Source organism: Rhodomicrobium lacus, assembly GCF_003992725.1.
GTDB classification, from domain to species: Bacteria; Pseudomonadota; Alphaproteobacteria; order Rhizobiales; family Rhodomicrobiaceae; genus Rhodomicrobium; species Rhodomicrobium lacus.
Genome location: NZ_RZNF01000002.1, coordinates 543,137 through 565,920, shown reverse-complemented (window position 1 = coordinate 565,920; position 22,784 = coordinate 543,137). Strand labels below are relative to the sequence as shown.

General features: G+C 62.1%; 18 protein-coding genes. 11 read left to right on the top strand and 7 right to left on the bottom strand.

The features are described from left to right. Positions 1 to 55: 55 nt before the first annotated feature. Positions 56 to 1,351 carry a polysaccharide biosynthesis/export family protein gene (locus tag EK416_RS03430; RefSeq protein WP_164729833.1) on the bottom strand — a complete coding sequence of 432 codons (1,296 nt, stop codon included), beginning with the start codon at positions 1,349 to 1,351 and terminating at the stop codon, positions 56 to 58. A 241-nt stretch (positions 1,352 to 1,592) separates the two neighbouring features. Here EK416_RS03430 and EK416_RS03425 point away from each other — a divergent pair, with 241 nt between their 5' ends. The 5 genes from EK416_RS03425 (at position 1,593) to EK416_RS03405 (ending at position 5,814) form a co-directional block, all read left to right on the top strand. Beyond that, positions 1,593 to 1,838 carry a hypothetical protein gene (locus tag EK416_RS03425; protein ID WP_127076071.1) on the top strand — a complete coding sequence of 82 codons (246 nt, stop codon included), beginning with the start codon at positions 1,593 to 1,595 and terminating at the stop codon, positions 1,836 to 1,838. Between the two features lie 254 nt (positions 1,839 to 2,092). Next, a complete protein-coding gene (locus tag EK416_RS03420; RefSeq protein ID WP_210210964.1) occupies positions 2,093 to 2,749 on the top strand; it encodes a class I SAM-dependent methyltransferase in 657 nt (218 codons plus the stop codon). After that, complete coding sequence (locus EK416_RS03415; protein ID WP_127076069.1) at positions 2,746 to 3,513, top strand: WecB/TagA/CpsF family glycosyltransferase; 768 nt, start codon at positions 2,746 to 2,748, stop codon at positions 3,511 to 3,513. The genes EK416_RS03420 and EK416_RS03415 overlap by 4 nt, the downstream gene beginning before the upstream one ends. After that, positions 3,510 to 4,748: a glycosyltransferase family 4 protein gene (locus EK416_RS03410; protein WP_127076068.1), complete on the top strand. Its 1,239-nt coding sequence runs from the start codon at positions 3,510 to 3,512 to the stop codon at positions 4,746 to 4,748. Before EK416_RS03415 ends, EK416_RS03410 begins: the two co-directional genes overlap by 4 nt. Next, positions 4,732 to 5,814: a hypothetical protein gene (locus tag EK416_RS03405; protein WP_245433922.1), complete on the top strand. Its 1,083-nt coding sequence runs from the start codon at positions 4,732 to 4,734 to the stop codon at positions 5,812 to 5,814. The genes EK416_RS03410 and EK416_RS03405 overlap by 17 nt, the downstream gene beginning before the upstream one ends. Positions 5,815 to 5,847: 33 nt before the next feature. Here EK416_RS03405 and EK416_RS03400 read toward each other — a convergent pair whose 3' ends face one another. The 3 genes from EK416_RS03400 to EK416_RS03390 are packed head-to-tail and all read right to left on the bottom strand — an operon-like array spanning position 5,848 to position 8,586. Continuing rightward, positions 5,848 to 6,501 carry a PIG-L deacetylase family protein gene (locus tag EK416_RS03400; RefSeq protein WP_127076066.1) on the bottom strand — a complete coding sequence of 218 codons (654 nt, stop codon included), beginning with the start codon at positions 6,499 to 6,501 and terminating at the stop codon, positions 5,848 to 5,850. After that, on the bottom strand, positions 6,494 to 7,315 hold the full coding sequence (locus tag EK416_RS03395) for a glucose-1-phosphate cytidylyltransferase (protein WP_127076065.1): 822 nt from the start codon (positions 7,313 to 7,315) through the stop codon (positions 6,494 to 6,496). Before EK416_RS03395 ends, EK416_RS03400 begins: the two co-directional genes overlap by 8 nt. After that, the gene (locus EK416_RS03390; RefSeq protein ID WP_127076064.1) at positions 7,315 to 8,586 is read right to left on the bottom strand and encodes a class I SAM-dependent methyltransferase; all 1,272 of its coding nucleotides are present in this window, start codon (positions 8,584 to 8,586) and stop codon (positions 7,315 to 7,317) included. Before EK416_RS03390 ends, EK416_RS03395 begins: the two co-directional genes overlap by 1 nt. A gap of 140 nt (positions 8,587 to 8,726) precedes the next feature. On the opposite strand from EK416_RS03390, the gene rfbC reads away from it, so the two are divergent. Continuing rightward, entirely contained in the window at positions 8,727 to 9,278 is a 552-nt protein-coding gene (rfbC, locus tag EK416_RS03385) for a dTDP-4-dehydrorhamnose 3,5-epimerase (protein ID WP_127076352.1), read from the top strand. Positions 9,279 to 9,317: 39 nt separating this feature from the next. On the opposite strand, the gene EK416_RS03380 is transcribed toward rfbC, so the two are convergent. After that, positions 9,318 to 9,710 (bottom strand): metallopeptidase family protein, encoded by a 393-nt coding sequence (locus EK416_RS03380; protein ID WP_127076063.1) that lies wholly within the window; start codon positions 9,708 to 9,710, stop codon positions 9,318 to 9,320. A gap of 229 nt (positions 9,711 to 9,939) precedes the next feature. On the opposite strand from EK416_RS03380, the gene EK416_RS03375 reads away from it, so the two are divergent. The 5 genes from EK416_RS03375 (at position 9,940) to ileS (ending at position 20,634) form a co-directional block, all read left to right on the top strand. After that, positions 9,940 to 10,656, top strand: coding sequence for a superoxide dismutase (locus tag EK416_RS03375; RefSeq protein WP_127076062.1), 717 nt, complete (start codon positions 9,940 to 9,942; stop codon positions 10,654 to 10,656). A gap of 471 nt (positions 10,657 to 11,127) precedes the next feature. Continuing rightward, positions 11,128 to 13,662, top strand: coding sequence for an acyl-CoA dehydrogenase (locus tag EK416_RS03370; RefSeq protein WP_127076061.1), 2,535 nt, complete (start codon positions 11,128 to 11,130; stop codon positions 13,660 to 13,662). A 77-nt stretch (positions 13,663 to 13,739) separates the two neighbouring features. Then, positions 13,740 to 15,758, top strand: a complete 2,019-nt coding sequence (locus tag EK416_RS03365) for a 3-hydroxyacyl-CoA dehydrogenase NAD-binding domain-containing protein (RefSeq protein ID WP_127076060.1) — start codon at positions 13,740 to 13,742, stop codon at positions 15,756 to 15,758. 141 nt (positions 15,759 to 15,899) lie between these two features. Then, entirely contained in the window at positions 15,900 to 17,372 is a 1,473-nt protein-coding gene (locus EK416_RS03360) for an acetyl-CoA C-acetyltransferase (RefSeq protein ID WP_127076059.1), read from the top strand. 208 nt (positions 17,373 to 17,580) lie between these two features. Further along, entirely contained in the window at positions 17,581 to 20,634 is a 3,054-nt protein-coding gene (gene ileS, locus EK416_RS03355; RefSeq protein ID WP_127076058.1) for an isoleucine--tRNA ligase, read from the top strand. An 84-nt stretch (positions 20,635 to 20,718) separates the two neighbouring features. On the opposite strand, the gene EK416_RS03350 is transcribed toward ileS, so the two are convergent. Together EK416_RS03350 and ndk are read right to left on the bottom strand one after the other, a co-directional pair. Beyond that, a complete protein-coding gene (locus EK416_RS03350) occupies positions 20,719 to 21,966 on the bottom strand; it encodes a DUF2254 domain-containing protein (protein WP_127076057.1) in 1,248 nt (415 codons plus the stop codon). Positions 21,967 to 22,147: 181 nt separating this feature from the next. Next, entirely contained in the window at positions 22,148 to 22,570 is a 423-nt protein-coding gene (gene ndk / locus EK416_RS03345) for a nucleoside-diphosphate kinase (RefSeq protein ID WP_127076056.1), read from the bottom strand. Positions 22,571 to 22,784 lie beyond the last annotated feature (214 nt).

Sequence of the window (22,784 nt, the reverse complement as noted above, 5' to 3'; positions counted from 1 at the left end):
ACGGCCGCGCAATTATGTTTGAGAATTATTTGCGGATATTTCTAATTGCCTGGCTTCATTGTGGTGGAGCGTCGCCCGAGCGCCACGCAGCGACCAACTCGGTCGGAAGCTTCGTCGGCCCTCCAACGACGACCACATCGCCGGGCCTTACGACGCTCTCATAATTGGCGCTGATAAATATCTGCCCGCCCTCGGTTCTACGCATGATCTGCAGAAGGCGCCCCGGCCGTGCGGTCGATACATCATGCAACTCGTTTTCCGGGCCTTTGAACTGCTCCACGATCTGCCGAGCCGCTTCATGAAGCGCGACATTCGACTGGATTCTTTCATCAAGGGCGGCCAGTTCTTCATCGATCTGGATCTGCCTGCGCAACGGCAAGTCGGAAACCGTCTGCTCGAGTTGCACAAGGTCCCGCTGCGCGCGCGACATGGACCCAAAAAGCTCACGCCGGTTGCTTTCGAGCGTCGCGATATAGCTTTCCACGCTCAGGATGTCGGGACGCTTCGCCACTCCTTTGGCCAAAAGAGAGTTCAATTCTCCGAGATGCGCTTTCTTGACTTTCAGTTCGTCGTCGATGCGCTTCAATTGCGCCGTGTAGTCGTTGATTTCCTGACGTGTCAGAGCGACTTGACGCTGACGCATCTCGATTTCGTCTCGCAGCGCTTTCCGGCGTAGCGTCAGGCTGCGCGTCTCTTCCTCCACCAGCTTTCGCGCCGTCTGCCCATCGACAATGCCGAAAACATCCGACGGAGGCTTGATCGACGTCTCTCCGGCCTTTTCCGCGAGAAGCGAGGCACGGCGGACAAGCTGATATTTCGTCTGCTCCTGGATCTCCCGCATCCGCGACACGTTCTGCGCGACGTTGACGAATGTGCCTGGATCGGAATTCCCGAGCCGAAACAAGCCGCCCGCAACAGAAATGGCATGAAGCACGGTCATGCCGGGCGTGAAAGGATAGGAGCCGGCTTTTGTCACGTCCCCGGTGACGAAGACGGGGCGCCATTCGACAACGTTCACCACAACATGGCCGGCTGCCTTGCCGGGATCCTGCGAAAAGCGCTCGGAGATTGCCCTCGTCAGTTCGCCGACCGTTTTTCCGGCCGATTGAAAGGTGCCGAGGACGGGCAGGGTGATCGTGCCGTCCGACTGTATGTTCACTTCGCCGGAAAGGTCGGCATTGCCAAAGAAGCTGATGTTCAGCCTGTCGCCAATCCCGAGTTCATCGCGGGAACCGCCTTCCCGGCTCTGGCCCGTCGTTGGCGATGCCGTCGCATCGGCCGCAAATGCATCCAGTCCCTTGAAGTGAAAGATGACAAAAGTTGCGAATAAAAAAGCCAACACTTGACGCATTTTACGCATCCTTAAGTCAAAATTTGCATATATTAACCTCATCTATGCAGGGCCAATGCAAGGTTAACGTCGGTATCCAAATTTTACTGCTATCGTTCTGATGTGAAATAGTCAACTCACTAATTTGAAACCACGTCACGGAAATCGGATAATATTCTTTGTCGTTTTTGATCAAATGGACTAGCCTGCTCTAAACTTAGACAGAGTCTGGGGATGCCGTAAATTGCGGAATTCAGCGAATGTGCGCCTCTTGATCGCAGGAGATGCGGCGAAGTTTTCGCCGGAATGGCCAGACGAAGCCTTGAGGCGGAATGCTAACGGTGTGGTTTGCGTCGAGACCGGTGCCGATCAGCATTTCGGCTCGAAGAGCGATCCGCATGCCGAGGAGGATATCAGCCAAAGCTGGCTTGCGACATGGCTGGCCTGGAGCTTGGGCGCGATGGTTGGCATAGTCTTCTGGGTGTTCGTAGCGTCCCTCTTGCTGTAACCGCATGCCGATAATTCGGTGCGTGAGCAGGCATTCGGCACCGTTAAGTATTCGCTATCGAAAATCTGGTGGTTAATGGGGCGTTCGTTTATGCACGGCCCATGCAACGTCGATCGCCTCAGCTCAACCGTTATCTGCGGGTGGGCCAAAGACGCGTCGAAGGTTGGCTCGACCCCTTCAGCGCGCGATATATAACGGAACTCATCTTCCTTATGCGAGAAAGCGGGCTCTGTGGGCCGTGCGCTGAAATAGGCGTGCATCACGGACGCCTGTTGATCTTGTTACACCTCGCGAGCGGGGCGGATTGCGTCGCCATCGATGTATTCGGCGACCAGCATCTGAACACCGACAAGTCCGGTCGTGGCGACCGGGACAGATTTCTCGGAAATCTCAAGCGCTGGGGCGGCGACCCGTCGAAGATCGCGATCCTTCAGAAATCATCGCTCGAAGTCACCCCCGAAGAGATCCTGTCTGTGGCCGGCCCGGTTTCCGTCTTCTCTGTGGATGGGGGACACACGGTCGAATGCGCGCTGAACGATCTGCGGCTCGCAGAGGCCTCGCTCGATCCCAAGGGAGTGGTTGTCCTCGACGACTTCTTCAACGAAGTCTGGCCCGAAGTCTGTGTCGGCGCGGTCCAGTATTTCGTCGGCGGCGGCCGTCTCAAGCCGTTCGCGGTGGCGCCCAACAAGATTCTTCTGTGCGATCCGCGCTACAACGCGTTTTACCGCACCAACCTGCGCGACCGGTTTCGCTTTTATCACGACAAGGACGCGGAGTTGTTCGGTTCGCCCGTCAGCATCATGGGCGTAGGCCGACATGGCACTTTCGGCAGGCTGAAAAAACGCCTTGCCGCTTCGCCCGCCGGTCCTTTTCTCAAGCACCTTAAAACCGCGCTCCGGCGACCGGCATGAGGGAGAGCCGCACCCTGCTCGGGGTAGACTTCGCGGTGTGTGCGCGCAACGAGGCGGTGGCTCGCATCGACCGCGCTCTCGACGATCGCCGACAGCTCAAGCTCGCCTTCGCGAACGCTCACACGCTCAATCTGGCGACCGAGCGGCCGGATTTCCGCCAGGCCCTTTCGCGGTTTCTCGTGCTGAACGACGGTCTTGGCGTCGACATCGCAAGCCGCATCAAATTCGGCTCATTCTTTCCGGAAAACCTGAACGGCACGGACTTCGTGCCTCATTACCTGAATGCCACGCGCCACGCCCTGCGCATCTTCTTTCTCGGCGGTGCGCCGGGCGTGGCCGAAGCGGCAGCGAAGAGGCTCGTTGCCGCCGGCTCGCGCCACGGTGTCGCCGGCTGTTGTCACGGCTATCAGGACGCTCGCGCGACGGATCATATCCTCGCGGGCATTCGGGCCTCAAGGGCCGATCTCGTCCTTGTTGCCATGGGAAACCCGCTGCAGGAACTCTGGATCGACCGGCACGCCGACGCAACATCGGCTCCGCTCCTGATGGGGGTGGGCGCGCTGTTCGACTTCGTTTCGGGGCGGGTGCCGCGCGCGCCCCGATGGGTGCGGGCAAGCCGGGTCGAATGGCTCTACCGTCTGTCGCACGATCCCCGTCGCCTCGGTCGCCGCTACATCGTCGGCAACTGGCAATTTCTGCACCGCGTCGCCCTAGAACGAGCGCGCGCATCGACTCCCCCGTCGACGTCACCGGAGCCTGAATGATGGATCTGAAGGAAAGCCCGGATTTTTCCCGGGCCGATGCCGAGCCGACCCCCGAAACGGCGCCCCCTCACCGACGCCGATGCATTCTTCACCTGACGGGCGATTATCCGAACATCAACAAGGCGCTTAACACGCTGGCCGTAAAGAACTTCATCGACGCCAATCCAGAGGCGGACCACATCATCGTCACGCTCGACCGGACGTCGCTGCCGTGGCGGGCGCGTGTCACACCCGGAGGCGGCAGCGGCGACAGACGCGTGGTATCCATCCGCTATTGGGGCTTTCCGCTCGGCGTGCAGTTGGCCTCCTCGATGTATCTTGTCGCTCGGCAGATCCGGGACATCCTGAAAACGAGGAGCGATGATTTCGACGTCATCCACGCGCACAAGCTCACTTTCGAAGGGCTCGCGGGCTACTGGCTTTCCCTGTGGCTAGAAAAGCCGCTCGTCTGTTCCGTGCGCGGCGAGGTTGAAAGCAAGGTTCTCGCTGCCAAGCCGCACTACCGTTTTCTTTACCGGCGCGTGGTCGATCGCTGTTCGCGCCTCTATTACGTGTCGGCGTGGTATCGTCCGGCGCTTCAAAAGGCATTTCGCCCTTGTCCCGAAAAGCAGCGGCTCCTGCCCAATTTCGTGCATCTCGACGGCATCGAGCCACACGCGACGAGCCGCCCGAACGCCTTCATTTCCGTGCTGTGCTTCGATGTCTACAAACGCAAGGGGCTGGACCGTCTGCTGCCCGCATTCAAGCGAGCGCTGGAGATTGAACCTGATATGACGCTCGATCTCGTCGGGCGCGGCGATCCCGAGCGGCTGGCTCACATTCAAAGCCTCATCGACAAGGCTGACCTCGGCCGGAGCGTTCGTCTCGTCGGCCCCCTCGAACACTCCGAGCTTCTCAATCGCCTCGGCCGGTATTCCGGTTTCGTTCTGCCCAGCCGAAACGAGACATTCGGCATGTCCTTCATCGAGGCGCTGCTTGCCGGCGTGCCGATCGTCTACTCGAAGGGATGCGGCGTGGATGGATTTGTCGACGGGATCGACGCGGCGGTTCCGGTGGACCCCCGATCCGTCGCGAGCATCAGCAACGGCATCGTTCACGTCGCGGCGCACCAGAGCGAATACCGCGCCTGGCTTCTCCAAAACCGGCGAGACCTCGTAGCGCGCTTCGCGCCGAAAGAGCACATCTCCGGATATAACAGAGACATCTCTGAAATATGCAATGACGAAACATTATGAAGTGGATGGTAAAATGATCAAGGGTGGCGAACAAGTCGAAGTCAGGAGCAAGGCAGAGATACTTGCGACTTTGGACAAGAGCGGCACGCTGGACGGCATGCCCTTCATGCCGCAGATGTTCGATTATTGCGGCCAGAGGTTCACGGTTTACAAGAATGCGTATAAAACCTGTGATACCGTCAGCGGTAAATATATCGGCCTTCACCTCGACGATACCGTGCACCTGCCCATTCGCTGCGATGGGAAGGCGTTTGACGGGTGCCAGGCGGCCTGCCTGCTTTTCTGGCGTACAGCCTGGTTGAAGCCCGTAACCCCATCTGGCGATGCGCCTGCGGCGCCTGTTCCATTTCCGTCCCGCAGCTGTACCGAAGCCGACGTTTCCGCCGCAACCTCCCGCGAAGTCGATGGCCGCAAGCTCTATCGCTGCCAGGCGACGTGCCTGCTCGAATTCACCCGGCCCATGGCGTGGTGGGATGTGCGCCAATATGCGGATGCGTACCGATCGGGGAACTGGAGCATCGCACAGGTTCTGCGAGGGCTGACCTTTCTCGCCTATACCTACGGCACGAGGGCGCATCGCCGAAAAATCGGCGCGCCCGCCCGCTGGCTGTACAACAAGGCCCGCTTTCTCTGGGGAGGCGTCCCTTTTCCTCGCCGTCCCGATCTGTTTCCTCAGAAGAAATCGGCAACCTCGAACGCCGTTCTCGACCTCAAGCCCGGCGAGTTCGTGCGTGTAAAGAGCTTCGAGGACATTCTCGCGACGCTTGGCAAGGACGGCTCTCACCGCGGCCTCATGTTCGACGCCGAACTCGTGCCTTATTGCGGCAAGGTCTTCCGTGTCATGACGCGCGTCGAACGCTTCGTCGATGAAGCCTGCGGCGAGATGCGCTCGCTGAAGACTCCCGCGGTGATCCTCGACGGTGTGGTTTGCCAGTCGAAATACAGCGGTCAGCGGATGTTCTGTCCGCGCGAGATTTACAGTTGGTGGCGGGAAGCGTGGCTTGAGCGTGTCGAGCCCATGGCCCTTGCGCAACATGACGACGAGCAGCGCAAGTCGGCCGCCTGAAGCGTCGCGTGAAGCGCGAGCCTTCGCGGCCTCTCAGGCGAGCGCGAGGATGGACTTGCGAACCGTGAAGGCTTCAGCGAACCCTTCCGCGGCGCGGCACTCCATGCCCCGCAATCGTGCGAGGCCACGGAAAGTCGCAGCGTCGAACCAGTCCTTCGAGCGCTGAGAGCCGAAATGACGCTCAAGAAGCTCGATCTTGCGCTCGACCGTCGCGGCCGGAAGCGGCACGAACATGTTGAGCGGGCGCATGTCGCCGTCCCACTTCGGGATTTCGTATTCGAGGATGGTGTGATCGCGGAAGCTGTTCCAGGTGAGAGCCGACACCTCTCGATGATCCTGATGCGCATCCTCGCGAGCATGGGTGAAGACGATGTCCGGCGACACGCGCCGTTTCAGCCCCTCGAACCAGTCTTTCAGAGCGGCTCCCTCATAGCCGAAGTAGCCGTCGCGAAACGCGTGCACCTCGATCGCAGTCTTCTTCGCGCCGGTCAGGAAGTCCGCGGCGGAGGCTTTCGCCTCGAAGGCGCGCTCGCCGTTCGCTGCCAGAATCGCCCAGTGCACATGCAGTTCCGCCCCGGTCGCGATCCAGTGAAGAAGCGTGCCGCCGACGCCGATCTCGATATCGTCGGAATGTGCGCCGAGACAGAGGATGTGAAGCGGCTGCCTGCGAAGCGCAAGCTCAAGCACGCGAAACCTCCGACAGCGATTGCGACAGCTTGCCCTGTCCCTTGCGCTCGACGCTCCAGGGCATCTGCCCCTTTTCGACCATGTCCTCCAGCGTCTGGCGGTCGCGCAGCGTATCCATCGAGCGCCAGAAGCCTTCATACCTGTAGGCCATCAGTTGCCCGTCGTCGATGAGCCGCTGGAAGGGCTCCAGCACCAGTTCCTCTCCCGGCTGCATATAGTCGAAGATCTTCGGCGTCATGATGAAATATCCGCCGTTGATCCACATTTCGGACCTGTTCGATGACCGAAATTCCCGCACGGTTCCGGCGCTGTCCATATCGACGAGATGATAGGTGAGGGGAGGGCGGGTCGCGAGGAAGCAGGCAACCTTGCCACTCTGCCTGAACTTCTCGATCATGTCGTCGAGATCGACATCGGAGAGACCGTCGCTGTAATTGGCGAGGAACATCTCTTCATGGATGAGATGGGCACGCACCTCCATCAGGCGCTCGCCGATGTTCCGCCAGATGCCCGTGTCGATCAACGACACCGACCAGTCGGCGGGCATGGCATCGAGAAATTCGACCTTTTCACCGTGATTGGACACGACGCAGTCCGTGAAGAGCTGCGGTTTGTAGTTCAGGAAGAATTCCTTGATGATATTCGCCTTGTAGCCGAGGCACAGAATGAAGTCGCGGTGTCCGTAACGGCTGTAATACTGCATGATGTGCATCATGATCGGCTGAGAGCCGACGGGAATCATCGGCTTCGGCACTTTCTCCGAATATTCGCGAATGCGCGTACCAAGACCGCCGCAGAACAGAACGACTTTCATCAATGCACGTCCTTCGGATCGATGATTTGCGGGCTCGGAATGGGCACGATAAATTTGCCGCCCCAGTCTGCGATGTGGCTCATCTGGTGCATGATTTCCGCCTTGAGGTTCCAGGGGAGGATGAAGACATAGTCGGGCTTCACCGCGTCGATCTTCTCGACGGGGAAGATCGGGATATGCATGCCGGGCGTATAGCGGCCGTGCTTGTAGGGATTGCGATCGACGGTGAAATCCAGGAAGTCGGTGCCGATACCGCAGTAGTTGAGAAGCGTGTTGCCCTTCCCCGGTGCGCCGTAGCCGCAAATGCGGCCGCCTGCGTCCTTGATATCGCTAAGGCAGCGCAGGATACCGCGCTTCGTCCGCCGCACCTTCTCGCCGAAACCGGTATAGAAGCCGATGTCCGAAAAGCCCGTCGAAGTCTCGTGCGACTGAAGCGCCTCGACCGCTTCCGTGGCCACGCGCTTCGATGTCTTGCGCGCAAGGTGAACGCGGAGCGATCCGCCGTGCGTCGGCAGTTTCTCGACATCCACGACCTTGAGACCGTGCCTGAGGGCAAGGATCTGGACGGTGGTGAAAGAGAAGTAGGAGAAATGCTCGTGGTAGATCGTGTCGAACTGGTTTTCCTCGATCAGCCGTTCGAGATGCGGAAATTCCAGGGTTGCGACACCTTCCGGCTTCAGCACGATGGCGATGCCGGCGACGAAGTCGTTCAGGTCCGGGACCTGGGCGAGGACATTGTTGCCGATGACGAGGTCGGCCGATCTGCCTTGAGCGACGAGCTTTCGGGCAAGCGCGACACCAAAGAACTCGGTGATCGTCGGAATGCCCTTGTCGATGGCCACCTTGGCCACGTTGATCGCGGGCTCGATGCCAAGACATGGAATATCGAGCGGCAAGAAGTGTTGCAGCAAGTAACCGTCATTGCTGGCCAGTTCCACGACGAGGCTGTCGGGTCCAAGGGAAAGGCGTTTTGCGATCGTGTTGGCGTAGGATCGTGCATGCTCCACCCACGACGATGAATACGATGAGAAATATGCGTACTCACGGAAGATGTCGTCGGGTGAAACATATTCCTTGAGTTGAACAAGGAAGCACTCGCCACATACAAGAGCATGAAGCGGATAATATGGTTCCATGGCGTCTACGCTATCGCCGGCTATGAAACTCTCGCAGAGTGGAGACATTCCAAGGTCGACGAATGTCGTTCTGACAGGCGTTCCACATGAGCGGCACAGAAATATCTTGTCTGGTTCTGAACGTGATTCGCCCATGCGGTTCGCAATCCTTCATAGATCAAAGTTTAATGATCTCTCTAACCCAGGGAAAATATCAAAATCACCCACAACGTGGCCGTTCTCTTGCGCTCATGGTAAACTTAGGCGTTGTTCGTACAAATCCCGAGGCCGAAAATATGCTGTTCCAGCAGGCACTGCTTGAGGGTGCTTTCGTTATCGAACCGGAACCAAGTCGCGATGAAAGGGGCTTTTTCGCCCGAACTTTTTGTACACGCGAATTCGAAGCCAGGGGCTTGGCATCGCATTTCGTTCAGCACTCGATATCGTCAACCGTTCGGAAGGGCACGGTGCGCGGCATGCACTTCCAGAAGCCACCTCACGCCGAGGTGAAAGTGGTGACATGCACAAGGGGCGCGATCTTTGACGCGATTGTCGATCTGCGCCCGGCTTCGCCGACTTTTCGCAGATGGCAGGGCTTCCAACTGACCTCTGACAACCACAGGCGCCTTTACATCCCCGAAGGGTTCGCCCATGGCTTCCAGACCCTGACCGATGAGGTCGAGGTGTCCTATCTCATATCCGCTTTCTACGCGCCGGAAAGTGCCAGCGGCATCCGCCATGACGATCCTGCGATCGGCATCGATTGGCCGCTTTGCGTCAGTTCGATATCGGACAAAGACCGGAGCTGGCCGCCTTTAGACGTCCCGACGGTCCCCATTCCCTCCTGACGAAAGCGTTCCGCCGTCGCTTTATGTCTTGAGAGCGGGTTAGGCGCCCGACTCGATCTCGTCCATGTCGGCGTCGGAGAAGCCGAAATGATGACCGATCTCGTGAATGAGCACGTGGCGGATGACGCGTCTTACCGGCTCTCGGTTGCGGTGGGCGTAATCCATGATGGGAAAGCGATAAAGGAATATCCTGTCCGGCAAACTCACCGGATCCCACACGCTTTTGGAAGGCAGTCCGACGCCATGATACAGCCCGAGCAAGTCGTAAGGATCACGAATGTCCATTGTGTCGAGGGTTTCCGCGTCGGCGAAATCGGCGATTTCCACCGACACATCGCCCAGCGCCGCGCGGAACTCCTCGGGTAGTCCGGTCAAGACCGCCCGAGCGGCCGCCTCGAATTCCTCGTGAGTCCTAGGGCTGCCCCACGGCATCGGTAGCCTCCATTCTCGCAATCGATGTCTGCGCACACGGAATCTGGGCCCTTCTCCCTGAAAACCCAAGATCCCATGCGTGCCTTGTCGCGAGCGAGAGTTCGCGGCCGCAGGCATTTTGGCAGGGAACGCTTCACCCAAAAACCCTTTCTTCCTTCGATGGACCTTAAGCCCGCGAAGGCCGTTATCGGATCGTTGCATCGATCCGTGCACCCCGAAAGGAGCCAGAATGATCGCCGTCAATCGCAGAACCTTTCTCACCGGAGCAGCGGCATTTTCCACGTACATCATGATGGACCGCTCATTCGCTCAAGCGTCCGGCCCGTTCAAGCTCCCGCCGCTGCCTTATGCATTCGATGCGCTTGAGCCGACGATCGACGCGAGGACCATGGAACTGCATCACGACAAGCATCACGCCGCTTATGTGAACAACCTGAACGCCGCGCTGAAGGATCATCCGAAGATCGCGGAATGGCCGCTCTCGCAGATCCTCGCGAAACTCGACGAGATCCCCGACACGATCCGCACGACTGTGCGCAACAACGCAGGCGGCCACGCCAATCACACGATGTTCTGGCAGGTGATGGCCAGAGACGGCGGCGAGCCGCAGGGCGACCTGAAGGCCGCCATCGACCGCGATTTCGGCGGGCTCGACAAGCTGAAAGAAGCCCTCAACACCGCCGGGACCAAGGTCTTCGGGTCCGGCTGGGTCTTCGTCACGGTCGACAAGGACGGGAAGCTGGCCCTCGTCGCGGCGCCCAATCAGGACACGCCGCTGATGAAGGAGACGCGCGTCCTGTTCGGCAACGACGTCTGGGAGCACGCCTATTATTTGAAGTATCAGAACAGGCGGCCCGATTACCTGAAAGCGTGGTGGGACGTGGTGAACTGGAAGGCCGTCGGCGACCGATACGCCGCCGCGAGGGCGGGGGGCCTCGATATCTAGGCGGAGCGGGTTCGACACCTGGTCCCGGTTGCGATCTCTCGCTCAAATGTCGAATTCAAAAGCTCCACAAGGATCATGGTGCTGCTGGTGGTTCTTTCGATCCCGGCGTTTGCTCGCAAAGCTCGTGCTGCGAACGATGCAAATGTCGGAATCGGACCGCTGGCGTAAAACCGCGCGAACGCAGGCCGCTGGCTTCGGCTTCGCGCCTCATCCGCCCACCTCCAAAAGTCTGATGCCGAACGTCGCCCGCGCGGTCTCGCGGAGTGCTATCTATCGCGTGATCCGGCGGTTAATGAGCCTTCAATCAATTTTCTACAATGCTCCGTTGCCTGAGAATATGAGGCGGTGGCGGGCATTCGGCTCATTGCGATCCCTGCGTCCGGCGACTACCTCATGCTTGGAACGAGCGCGTAGACCCCACGCGAAACGGCCCCGCAATGCCGTCCGCTGCGACCGGAAAGGAAATCTCTCATGATCGGCTTTCTGTTCATCGTCCTTGCTGTCGCGGCGGCCTTCGCTCTCGCCATCAGGCGCGAGGCACTCTGGACGTGGGCGGTGTGGCTCGCAGGCGTCACGCTTGTTTGGAAGCTCGGTCTTTTCGACGGGGAATTGCAGGGGCTCGACGTCTCGACATGGGCGCTGCTCGGCTGGCTTCCCTCCGCCTTCCTCGGCCTACTCGCTTGGCGCCCGGTGCGTCGCGCCGTGGTGACGCGCCCCGCGTTCAAGACGGTGAAGCGCGTACTGCCGCCGGTGTCGAAGACGGAGCAGGAGGCACTCGACGCGGGCACGATCGGCTTCGACGCCGAACTTTTTTCGGGGCGCCCCGACTGGAACAAGCTGCGCGCCGTCGATCCCGTGGTGCTTACGCCCGAAGAACAGCATTTTCTCGATCACGAAACCGAGGAGCTTTGCCAGAAGCTCAACGACTGGGACATCCGTCACAACCGCCACGGCATCCCCGACGACATCCTGACCTTCATCCGCGAGAAGGGCTTTCTCGGCATGCTCATATCGAAGGAGCATGGCGGGCTCGGCTTCTCGCCGCAGGCGCAATCGGTCATCCTCGGCAAGGTGTCGTCGCGCAACCCGGACGCGTCCATCGTCGTCATGGTGCCGAATTCGCTGGGGCCCGGCGAACTCATCGAGCAGTTCGGCACGGACGAGCAGAAGAAGCGCTGGCTCGAACCGCTGGCGAAGGGCAAGGAAATCCCGTGCTTCGCGCTGACGAGCCCCTCTGCGGGGTCCGACGCCGCCGCAATGCGCGACGTCGGCTATGTCACGCGCGGCACTCATGACGGCAAGGAGACGCTCGGCATCCGCGTGTCCTTCGACAAGCGCTATATCACGCTTGCGCCCAAGGCGACGCTCGTCGGCCTCGCCTTCCACCTGTTCGACCCCGAGAACATCCTCGGCAAGGGCGACGACATCGGCATCACGCTGGCGCTGATCCCCGCCGACCATCCGGGCGTCGAGATCGGCAACCGGCATCTGCCTGCGGGTTCGTCCTTTCCAAACGGGCCGGTGCGGGGCACCGACGTGTTCATCCCCATCGACTGGGTGGTGGGCGGCAGGGACCGCGTGGGCCAGGGCTGGCGCATGCTGATGTCGTGTCTTGCGGCGGGGCGCGCGATCTCGCTTCCCGCGTCGGCCACGGCGGGCGCGAAGCAGCTTCTGCGCGTCACGAGCGCCTATGCCCGCGTGCGCAAGCAATTCTCGATCCCGATCGGGTGTATGGAGGGCATTCAGGAGAAGCTCGCCGACATCGTCGAGGCGGCTTACACGCTCGAAGCCGCCCGCGCGGTCACGTCGGCCATGATTTCGGCAGGGGCCAAGCCCGCCGTCATCTCGGCCATCATGAAATACCAGTCCACGGAGCGGATGCGGAAGGCTCTCGACGCCGCCCTCGACATCCACGGCGGCAAAGGCATCTGCGACGGACCGAAGAACTACCTTCAGGCCGCGTTCCAGATCTCGCCGGTGTCGATCACGGTGGAAGGGGCGAACATCCTTTCGCGCAGCCTGATCGTGTTCGCGCAAGGGGCGCTGCGGTCGCACCCTTACCTTTATTCCGAAATCGAGGCCGCGCAGAACCCGGATCACGCGAAAGGTTTCGCCGCCTTCGAGGACGCCTTCGAGAAGCACGCGGCCTTTTCGGTGTCGAACGTGTTCGGCGCGCTGTTCCAAAACATAACGGCGGGGATCTTCGCGCGCTCGCCCATCAACGCGCCGGTGCCCTATTACTACGCGCAGCTTGAGCGCGCCGCGACCAACTTCGCGCTCGCGGCCGATTTCTCGGTGATGACGCTCGGCGGCGGCCTCAAGGTCAAGCAGCGCCTCACGGGGAGGCTCGCCGACGCGCTTTCCGAGCTTTACTTCATCGCCTGCCTCTTGAAGCGCTATGAGGACGATGGCGCTCGGCCGACGGAGAGACCGGTGTTCGACTACGCCGTGAAGTCGGCCTTCTATCGGTTCTATGCCGCGCTTTCCGACGCCTTCGATAATTATCCGTCCAGGGGCGGGGGCTATTTCCTGCGCGCGCTCGTCTTCCCCGTCGGCAATCACTGGGCAAAGCCGTCCGATGCGCTCGCGAAGGAAGTCGTGACGTCGGTGCTGGAGCCGGGCGAGCTTCGCGACCGTCTTACGCGCTACATCTATGTGTCGAAGGATGAGAACGACCCGACCGGCGTGCTCGAAGCGGCGTTCCTGAAGACGTTCGTCAGCGAGGAGGCGGACAAGAAGCTCGACAAGGCCGTGCGCGCCGGTCTCGTGAAGCGTTATCTCGGCAACGACTGGTTCAAGGAGGCCGTCGACAAGGCGATTCTGACGCCCACAGAAGCCGACGCGCTGCGCGAGGCGGAGCGGCTCGTGGCGAAGGTGATCGCCGTGGACGACTTCGAGCCCGCCGAGCTTGAGCCGCATTACACGAGGGAGCGCAAGGCAGCAGAAGGCGCGTCGGACAAACGCGCGCCCGACCGCGTCACAGCGGATGCGCCCGCCGCCGAATAACATAGAGGCGCCGCAAGGCCGCCCCAACCCGCCGTTTCATGCGGGGATCAGAGACGAACGAGGGAGTAGGAACGGACATGTCAGCCGATATCGCGAACCTCAAGCACTGGCAGTACACGGTCGATCTCGAAAAGATCGCCTGGGCTACCTTCGACGTGAAGGGTCAGTCGCACAATACGCTCGGCCGCGAGCAGTTCGAGGAACTCGACCGCATCGTGACGGCGGTGGCGCATGGCGCGCAGGATTGCTCCGTGCGCGGCCTCGTCATCCTGTCCGGCAAGGACAAGAGCTTCATCGCGGGCGCGAACATCAAGGAATTCGACGACATCAAGACCGAAGAGGACGTGATCGAGGCGGTCCGCGCAGGAACCGCCGTGTTCGACCGCATCGAGGCTCTGCCGGTGCCTGTGGTCGCCGCGATCAACGGCGCATGTCTCGGCGGCGGCCTCGAATTCGCGCTCGCCTGCCATTATCGCATCGCGACGCGCGAGGACTCGACCCGCATCGGCCTGCCCGAGGTCAAGCTCGGCATCATTCCGGGGCTGAACGGCTCGGCGCGGTGGCTGCGTCAGGCCGGCCCTCTGAGCGCGCTGCCTCCCATGATCGCGGGCAAGCTGCTCCGGCCGGGGCAGGCAAGGGCGGCGGGGGCGGTCGACCAGCTCGTGCCGACCCGCCATGAACTGAAATGGGCGGCGCGCAAGGCCGTGCTCAAGAACGCCCGCTCGCAGCCTTCGCGCGCATGGCAGCCGCTTCTCATGTTCGAGCCGGGGCGCGCGATCCTCGCAAGCCGCATGCGCAAGGAAACCGCCGCCAAGGTGCGCGCGGAGCACTATCCCGCGCCGTTCCGCCTGATCGACCTGTTCGAGAAGCACGGCGGCAGCTTCGACGACATGAAGCGCGCCGAGACGAAATTCTTTGCGCCGCTGATGATTTCCGACCAGTCGCGCAATCTGCGTCGCGTGTTCCGCTTGTCCGAGATGCTGAAGGCCGAGGCGCCGAAGGATGGCTGGCGTCCGGCGCGCGTGCATGTGATCGGCGCGGGCACGATGGGCGCGGATATCGCCATGGCCTGCGTGCGCGAAGGTCTGGAGGTTTCGCTTCAGGACAACTCGTCCGAAGCGGTGGAGAAGGCGTTGAAGCGGGCCGATGCGTTCTTCAGGAAGCGCATGCGTTCGCCTCTCGAAGCGGAAAAGGCGAGGGCGCGGCTTCTCGCCGACCCGCAAGGCGCGCAGATCCATCGCGCGGATGTCGTGATCGAGGCGATCTACGAGAATCTCGATGCGAAACGCGCGCTGTTCGCCGAGGTGGAGCCGAAGCTGAAGCCGGGCGCGCTGCTCGCCACGAACACTTCGTCGCTCCAGATCGAGGACATCGCGAGCGCGCTCAAAGATCTGTCGCGCCTCATCGGGCTGCATTTCTTCAATCCCGTCACCGTGCTTCCGCTCGTGGAAGTGGTGAAGGGCGCGGAGAGCCGCGAGGAGGAAATCCGGCGCGGCGCGGCGTTCGTCGCGCGCATCGGCAAGCTGCCGCTCATCGTGAAATCCTCGCCCGGCTTCCTCGTGAACCGCACGCTCGCGCCCTACATGTTCGGCGCGATGCAGAAGCTTGCCGAGGGCACGCCGAAGGAGAAGATCGACGCGGCGGCGGAAGAGTTCGGCATGCCGGTCGGCCCGATCGAGCTTGTCGATATCGTGGGCCTGGACGTGGCGCTGAGCGTGGCAAAAATCCTCAAGCTTCAGACGCCGGACGATCACCCGCTGATGCAGCTCGTCGCCGAAAAGAAGCTCGGCAAGAAGACGGGCGAAGGGTTCTACAAATGGGTTGACGGCAAGCGCGAGAAACCGGCCACCGCGCCGAATTTCGCAAAAGCCGATTTATCGGTGCTCGGGCGTGAGCTGATCGCGCCGCTGATCGACGAAAGCGAGAAGGCGCTGGCCGATGGCGTGGTGGCAGATGCCGATCACGTCGACGCGGGCGCTGTGTTCGGCGCGGGCTTTGCGCCGTTCAGGGGCGGCCCGCTGCATTACCGCGCGTCGCTGAAGGCGAAGGAAAACGGCGCGGCGAAGACCGGCGGCGAGCCGGTCCACGCGCGTTGACGTGCCAGTGGTCCTTTCGATTCCGACATTTGCTCGCAAGCGTGCTGCAAACGGATGCAAATGTCGGAGTCGGACCACTAGATGGCGAAGCTTTCGGGCGCGGTCGCGCCCTGACCACAACAGATGTGCGGGGAGAGTTCCATGGGTGAGACATTACGCAAGGTGGCCGTGATCGGCGGCGTCCGCACGCCCTTCTGTCGGGGCAATACGGGCTATGACGATCTGACCAACCTCGACCTTCTCACGGCGGCGCTGAACGGACTCGTCGAGAAGTACCATCTTCAGGGCGAGCATATCGACGAGGTGGTGGGCGGCGCGGTCGTCACGCACGCCCGCGACTTCAACCTTACGCGCGAAGCCGTCATCGGCACGAAGCTTTCCGAGGACACGCCCGGCATCACGCTGAGCCAGGCTTGCGGGACGAGCCTGCAGGCGGCGCTCGGATCGGCGGCAAAGATCGCCATCGGCGCCATCGACAGCGCGATCGCTTGCGGCACGGACACGGTTTCCGACCCACCCATCGAGCTGAAGCGCGCGCTTGCGAAGCGGCTCGCCAAGGTATCGAGCGAAAAAACGGTCAAGGGCAAGGCGACGTCGCTTCTCTCCGGCTTTTCGCTGGGCGACATCTCCGTCAGCCCGCCTGCGGTGGCGGAGCCGCGCACCGGCCTTTCCATGGGCCAGCATTGCGAACTCATGGCGAAGGAATGGCAGATCCCGCGCGAGGAGCAGGACAAGCTCGCCTATGAGAGCCACAGGAACGCCGCGGCGGCCTACGACGCGTCCTTCCTCGACGATCTGATCGTGCCGACGGCGGGCGTCTACCGCGACAACAATCTGCGCCCCGACATCAGCCTCGAAAAGCTCGCCACGCTGAAGCCCGCCTTCGACAAGGAGAACGGCACGCTCACCGCGGCGAATTCCACGCCGCTGACGGATGGCGCGTCCGCCGTGCTGCTGGCCTCCGAAGATTGGGCAAAGGCGCATGGGCTCACGCCGCAAGCCTACCTCACCTTCGGCCAGCACTGGGCCATCGACTTCGTGGACGCCGGGAAGGGTCTCCTCATGGCACCGACCGTCGCCGTGTCGAAGATGCTCGACCGCGCTGGCCTCACGCTTCAGGACTTCGACTTCTACGAGATCCACGAGGCATTCGCCGCGCAGGTGCTGTGCACGCTGAAGGCCTGGGAAGATGCCGATTATTGCAAGACGATGCTCGGCAAGGACAAGCCGCTCGGCTCCATCGACCGCGCGAAGCTGAACGTCAAGGGATCGAGCCTCGCCTACGGTCATCCCTTTGCGGCGACGGGCGCGCGCATCATCGCCCAGCTCGCGAAAATCCTCGAAGAGAACGGCGGTGGGCGCGGGCTGATTTCCATCTGCACGGCGGGCGGCATGGGCGTCTGCGCGATCCTCGAACGCCCGAAGGGCGATGTGCGCCCCGAACAGACGAAGCCCGCGCATGAGGGCGAACCGGCCGAACCGAAGGCGACAGCGGGCGAAGCGGCAAGCGCCGAAGTCGCGAACGTTCCGCCGCCGGTGCCGGACGAGCAGCCCGCGCCGCCCGAGGTTCCCGGCGATCCGACGAGCGAGGCCGTCCGCAAACAGCTTTATTGATGGGAGGAGGGCGGCGCTGGCCGCCCTTCGTTCCTGAGGGGCGCATCCCGTTCACCGTGGAAGGGCGGCTTCAAACTTTTCGCGCTTCGCTCTCGAAATTGCGCTTCCGCATAGGCGCATCAACCTTCTTGCCGCGCTTTTGCGTTCGCTCTAATGCTAGGGCAATTTTCCTATGACCTGCGGCGCACGCGCCGCGTTAGGCTATTCGATGACGAAGAAAGACGAGGCCGCCCGGCCGACCAAGAACGGCCCGGCGAAGGAAGACGCTGCCCCTAAGGCGAAGAACGCAGATGCGACCGAGGGCGGGCGCGACTGGTCGAAGACGCTGTTCCTGCCGAAGACCGATTTCGGCATGAAGGCGGGGTTGCCGAATCTCGAACCGAAGCTTCTCGACCGCTGGGAGAAAATGGGCCTCTACAAGCGCCTGCGCGACGAATCGGCGGGCCGCGAGAAATTCGTGCTGCATGACGGCCCGCCCTACGCGAACGGCAACATCCACATCGGCACCGGCCTCAACAAGATCCTGAAGGACGCCATCGTCCGCTCGCAGCAGATGCAGGGCAAGGACGCGAATTATGTGCCGGGCTGGGACTGCCACGGCCTTCCCATCGAATGGAAGGTGGAAGAGCAGTACCGCGCGAAAGGCAAGAACAAGGACGAGGTGCCCGTCAATTCGTTCCGCCGCCAGTGCCGCGAGTTCGCGCAGAAGTGGATCGGCGTGCAGATGGCCGAGTTCAAGCGGCTCGGCGTCGAGGGCGACTGGCCGAATCATTACTCGACCATGGCCTTCGGGGCCGAGGCGGTCATCGCGGGCGAAGTGATGAAATTCGCGATGAACGGGCTACTTTATCGCGGCTCGAAGCCGGTGATGTGGTCGGTGGTGGAGCGGACCGCGCTCGCCGAGGCCGAGGTCGAGTATCACGAACACGCAAGCCCCGCGATCTATGTGAAGTTCCCGGTGGCGCACTCCCTTGGTAAGGGGGAGATCGACGGCGCGTCCATCGTCATCTGGACGACGACCCCGTGGACCATCCCGGCCAACCGCGCGATCTCCTATTCGCGCCGGATCGGCTACGGCCTCTACGAGGTGACTGCCGCGCCGGAGGACAACTGGACGAAGGTTGGCGAACGCTTCATCCTCGCGAAGTCGCTCGCCGAGAATTTCTTCAAGGCCGCGCGTGTTGACGAATGGACGCTTGTCGATGACGTCGATCCGGCTGGCCTCGTCGCCGCGCATCCGTTCCACGCGAGCGAGGGCTACGGCTTCAAGGTGCCGCTGCTCGAAGGCGATCATGTCACCGAGGACGCGGGCACGGGCTTCGTGCACACCGCACCCGGCCACGGCGCGGACGACTTTGAAATCTGGATGGCGAAGGGCCGCGAGATCGCTGCCGCGGGCATCGACACCACGGTTCCCGACACGGTCGGCCCCGACGGCTACTATCGCGCGCATGTCGGCCTGTTCGGCGGCGCGGAGCCGAAACGCGTGGTGGACGACAAGGGCAGCTTCGGCAAGCTCGACGATACGCGCTACGCCAACGCCGCCGTTGTCGAAGCGCTGAAGACGGCCGGCGCGCTCGCGTCCATGAACCCGCGCCACAAGCACGACTACCCGCATTCATGGCGGTCGAAAGCGCCGGTCATCTTCCGCAACACGCCGCAGTGGTTCATCGCGATGGACAAGCCGGTGTCGGTGCCGGGCGAAGTCGCCGCCGGACAGGACGCGACCTTGCGCGCGTTGGCGCTCGCCGCCATCGACGACACGCGCTTCGTGCCGCCGCAGGGACGCAACCGCATCGGCGGCATGGTCGCGGACCGCCCCGACTGGGTCATCTCGCGCCAGCGAGCCTGGGGCGTGCCGATCACCGTTTTCGTGCACAGGGAGACGGGCGAGGTCATCCCGAACGCGGGCTTCAACGGCGCGGCCGAGCTTCAGAAACGCATCGTGAAGGCGTTTACGGCCGAGGGCGCGGATGCGTGGTTCGCGGATGGCGCGGCGACGCGCTTCCTCGACGGCCTCGTCGCCAACCCGGACGAGTGGGAGCAGGTGCGCGACATCCTCGACGTGTGGTTCGACAGTGGCTCCACGCACGCCTTCGTGCTCGAAAAGCGCCCCGATCTGAAATGGCCCGCCGACCTCTATCTCGAAGGCTCGGACCAGCATCGCGGCTGGTTCCAGTCGTCGCTGCTGGAGGGCTGCGGCACGCGCGGGCGCGCGCCCTTCGACACAGTGCTGACGCACGGCTTCGTCAATGACGAGCAGGGCCGCAAGATGTCGAAGTCGCTCGGTAATACGGTCGCGCCGCAGGACGTCATCAAGCAGTCGGGCGCGGATATCCTGCGCCTGTGGGCGCTGTCCTCGGATTATACGGAAGATCTGCGCATTGGGCCGCAGATCATTCAATCGGCGGTCGATGCCTATCGCAAGCTGCGCAACACGCTGCGTTATGTGCTCGGCAACCTCGCGCATTACGAGCCGGGGAACGATATCGCCGTGGCAGACATGCCGGAGCTTGAGCGCTACATCCTCAATCGCGTCGCCGAGATCGACGCCGAGCTTCGCGCGGCCTACAACGCCTACGATTTCCGGAAAGCCTATCGACTGCTCGCGGAGTTCTGCTCGAACGACCTCAGCGCGATCTATTTCGACATCCGCAAGGACACGCTTTATTGCGAGGCATATTCGAGCCCGAAGCGCCGCGCGGCGCTTTCCGTGCTCAACACGCTGTTCGAGGCGTTGACCGCGTGGCTCGCACCGATCCTGCCGTTCACGGCGGAAGAGGCGTGGCTTGCGCGGCACGGCGCGGACGCGGACGGCTCGGTGCATCTGAGCCGCTTCCCGGCCATCCCGCCGGAGTGGCGCGACGACGCGCTCAGCGACAAGTGGGAGAAGATCTTCGCCGTCCGCCGCGTCATAACGGGCGCGCTTGAGATCGAGCGGCGCGAGAAGCGCATCGGGTCGAGCCTCGAAGCCGCGCCCGACATCTACATCGGCAACAAGGAGCTTGCTGCGGTGGCGAAGGCCGCCGACTGGGCCGAGATCGCCATCACGAGCGGTTTTGCGATCAAGTCAGGCAACGCGCCCGCGGGCGCGTTTACGCTCGACGAGGTTGATGGCGTGGCCGTGGTGCCGAAGCGAGCCGAAGGGCGGAAATGCGCGCGTTCATGGCGCATCACCGACGATGTCGGCAGCGATCCGGCCTATCCCGAGCTTTCGGCACGCGATGCGGCTGCGGTGCGGGAGCTAGACGCGCGGGGGTAGGGCGGCCCGCGTCCGGCGACGGACGCGGATAAGCTGCTGTAGCTCTTCAGGGTGATCTAAAACACGCCGCAAACGCGGATATGCCTATCGACGCTTGCAGGCGCGCAATCTAGCCTTGTCGGCTTCAAGAGTGAGCCCCTGTTCTGCGCGTGCAAGTGCATCCTCCGCCTGATGATGGGCCGCAGCGCGGAAATCCTGCGGACCGATGGATGCCAGCGCAAGAAAGCTCTTTCGAAGTCGCAACTGCACTTCGATGTGCGTAGCGCCGTCGCGGCCGAGCGCCATGAAAGCGTCTTCGAGAAGATCTTCGGAGCGGATTGGCGGCACATGCACGCGCGGATATTTCGGCTCGCCCGCTTCCCGTAAGACGCCGTGCGCCCAAAGGGTCATCAGCCGGGACGTTCTGCCGACAATATCGATGGCGGTGCCTGGATCGTTGATGGCGGGCGACAGGGCGCGGGAACCGATTTCGCTCAGCACGGCGAGGCCGAAGCGCGGGTCTTGATCGTAACTGCGCTCGCTGCGGATCGTGAACGCCTTGTGAACGCGCTCCGCGATCTTTTCAGAGTCGCTGGTGCGTTTAAGTCGGGCGAGGGGCGTTTCGCTGTAGACGAAGGTGCCCGGAAGCGCGGTCACGTAGATGTCGGCGTCTGCCTCGTCGGCGCATTCGGCCAGCGCTCCCATGTCGATATGCTGAATATAACCGACGTCATCGGCGGGTACAGCAAGCGTTTCCGAGGGGATCGCAGCTTCGTCCATCAACGGCGCGCCGCCGAGAAAAGGCTCTTCGATCCGGCATTCAAGCGCCAGTCTTGCAGCGCTTTCGACGCGCTCAGTTGTTTCGAGCACGCGTCCGAGCCTCGTGAGATGATCGATCCAGCGCAACAGTGCCACCACGATCAGCATGATGATTGCGATGGTGACGGCGAAAAGCACGCTGCGCCCGTGCTCGCCATAGGCTCCGGTTTGCAGCACCACGAGCCCGACGATGGCGAACAGGAAAGAGCCGATAAAAGTGGAGAGCGTGTTCTGGGTGACGGAGTCCTCCATCAGGAGCTTCGTCGCGCGCGGTGTGACTTGGCTCGTGGCCGCGCCATAGGCCGATGTCATCACGTTGAGCGAAAAGGTCGTCACCGCCAGCATGCTTGATGCGATGATGGTGAGGATGCTTGAGACGGCGTCCTGATTGATCGACACCGGCAGACGCCAGGGGAAGACCTTATCCGCGACCGTCGCCAGCAGTGCCGCGAGAACGCCCGCCGCGCCGATGAGTGTCGCGCGAAACCACAGTTGCCTCGTGATGGTGATTATAATCCTGCGCCAGCGCGACATCGTCCCTCGCGTCCGATTTTCAGCGCGCCCCGACAGCGGCTTCGCAAACAGACTGGCGATCAACACTCAAAATGCCGTTTAGGACGCAGTGCAAAGCGAGCTACCGGCGGCGACGGGGAAGAATACAAAAAAGGCCGGGACATGCCCGGCCTTCGACGCGTCTGCCATGCCTCGCGGCGGTTCAGCCGACGATCTCGCTTTCCTGGAAGACGAGGCCGATTTCCTGCGCGGCGTTGTCAGCGCTGTCCGAGCCATGCACGGAGTTGCGCTCGATATTCTCGGCGAACAGCTTGCGGATCGTGCCTTCGGCGGCGTTCTCGGGGTTCGTCGCGCCCATGATCTCGCGATACTTCGCCACCGCGTTCTCGCCTTCGAGCACCTGCACCACGATCGGGCCGGACGTCATGTAGGTCACGAGGTCGTTGTAGAAGGGGCGGGCCTTGTGCACGGCATAGAAGGCCGCCGCGTCGCCCGCATCCCACTTGACGCGCTTCTGCGCGATGATGCGAAGGCCCGCGCCCTCGATGACGGCGTTGATCTTGCCGGTGAGGTTACGCTCGGTGGCATCGGGTTTCAGAATGGAAAGGGTGCGCTCGACGGCCATGTGCTCGCTCTTGTTTCGGGTTGGTCGGGATGTTGGCGTTCGTCGGATGTAGTGCCGACGGTGCGAATCTTACAGGGCGGTGTATAGCGGAGCGGCGAAAGTCGGGCAAGCCGCTCCCTTCAACGTCCCTTTTGCCTTTTCGCCTTGTTTGAGCCGTGCTTATGCCGCGTCGCCTTGATAGCCAGTTGGCTGCGGGGGTGTGCATCCATTAAAC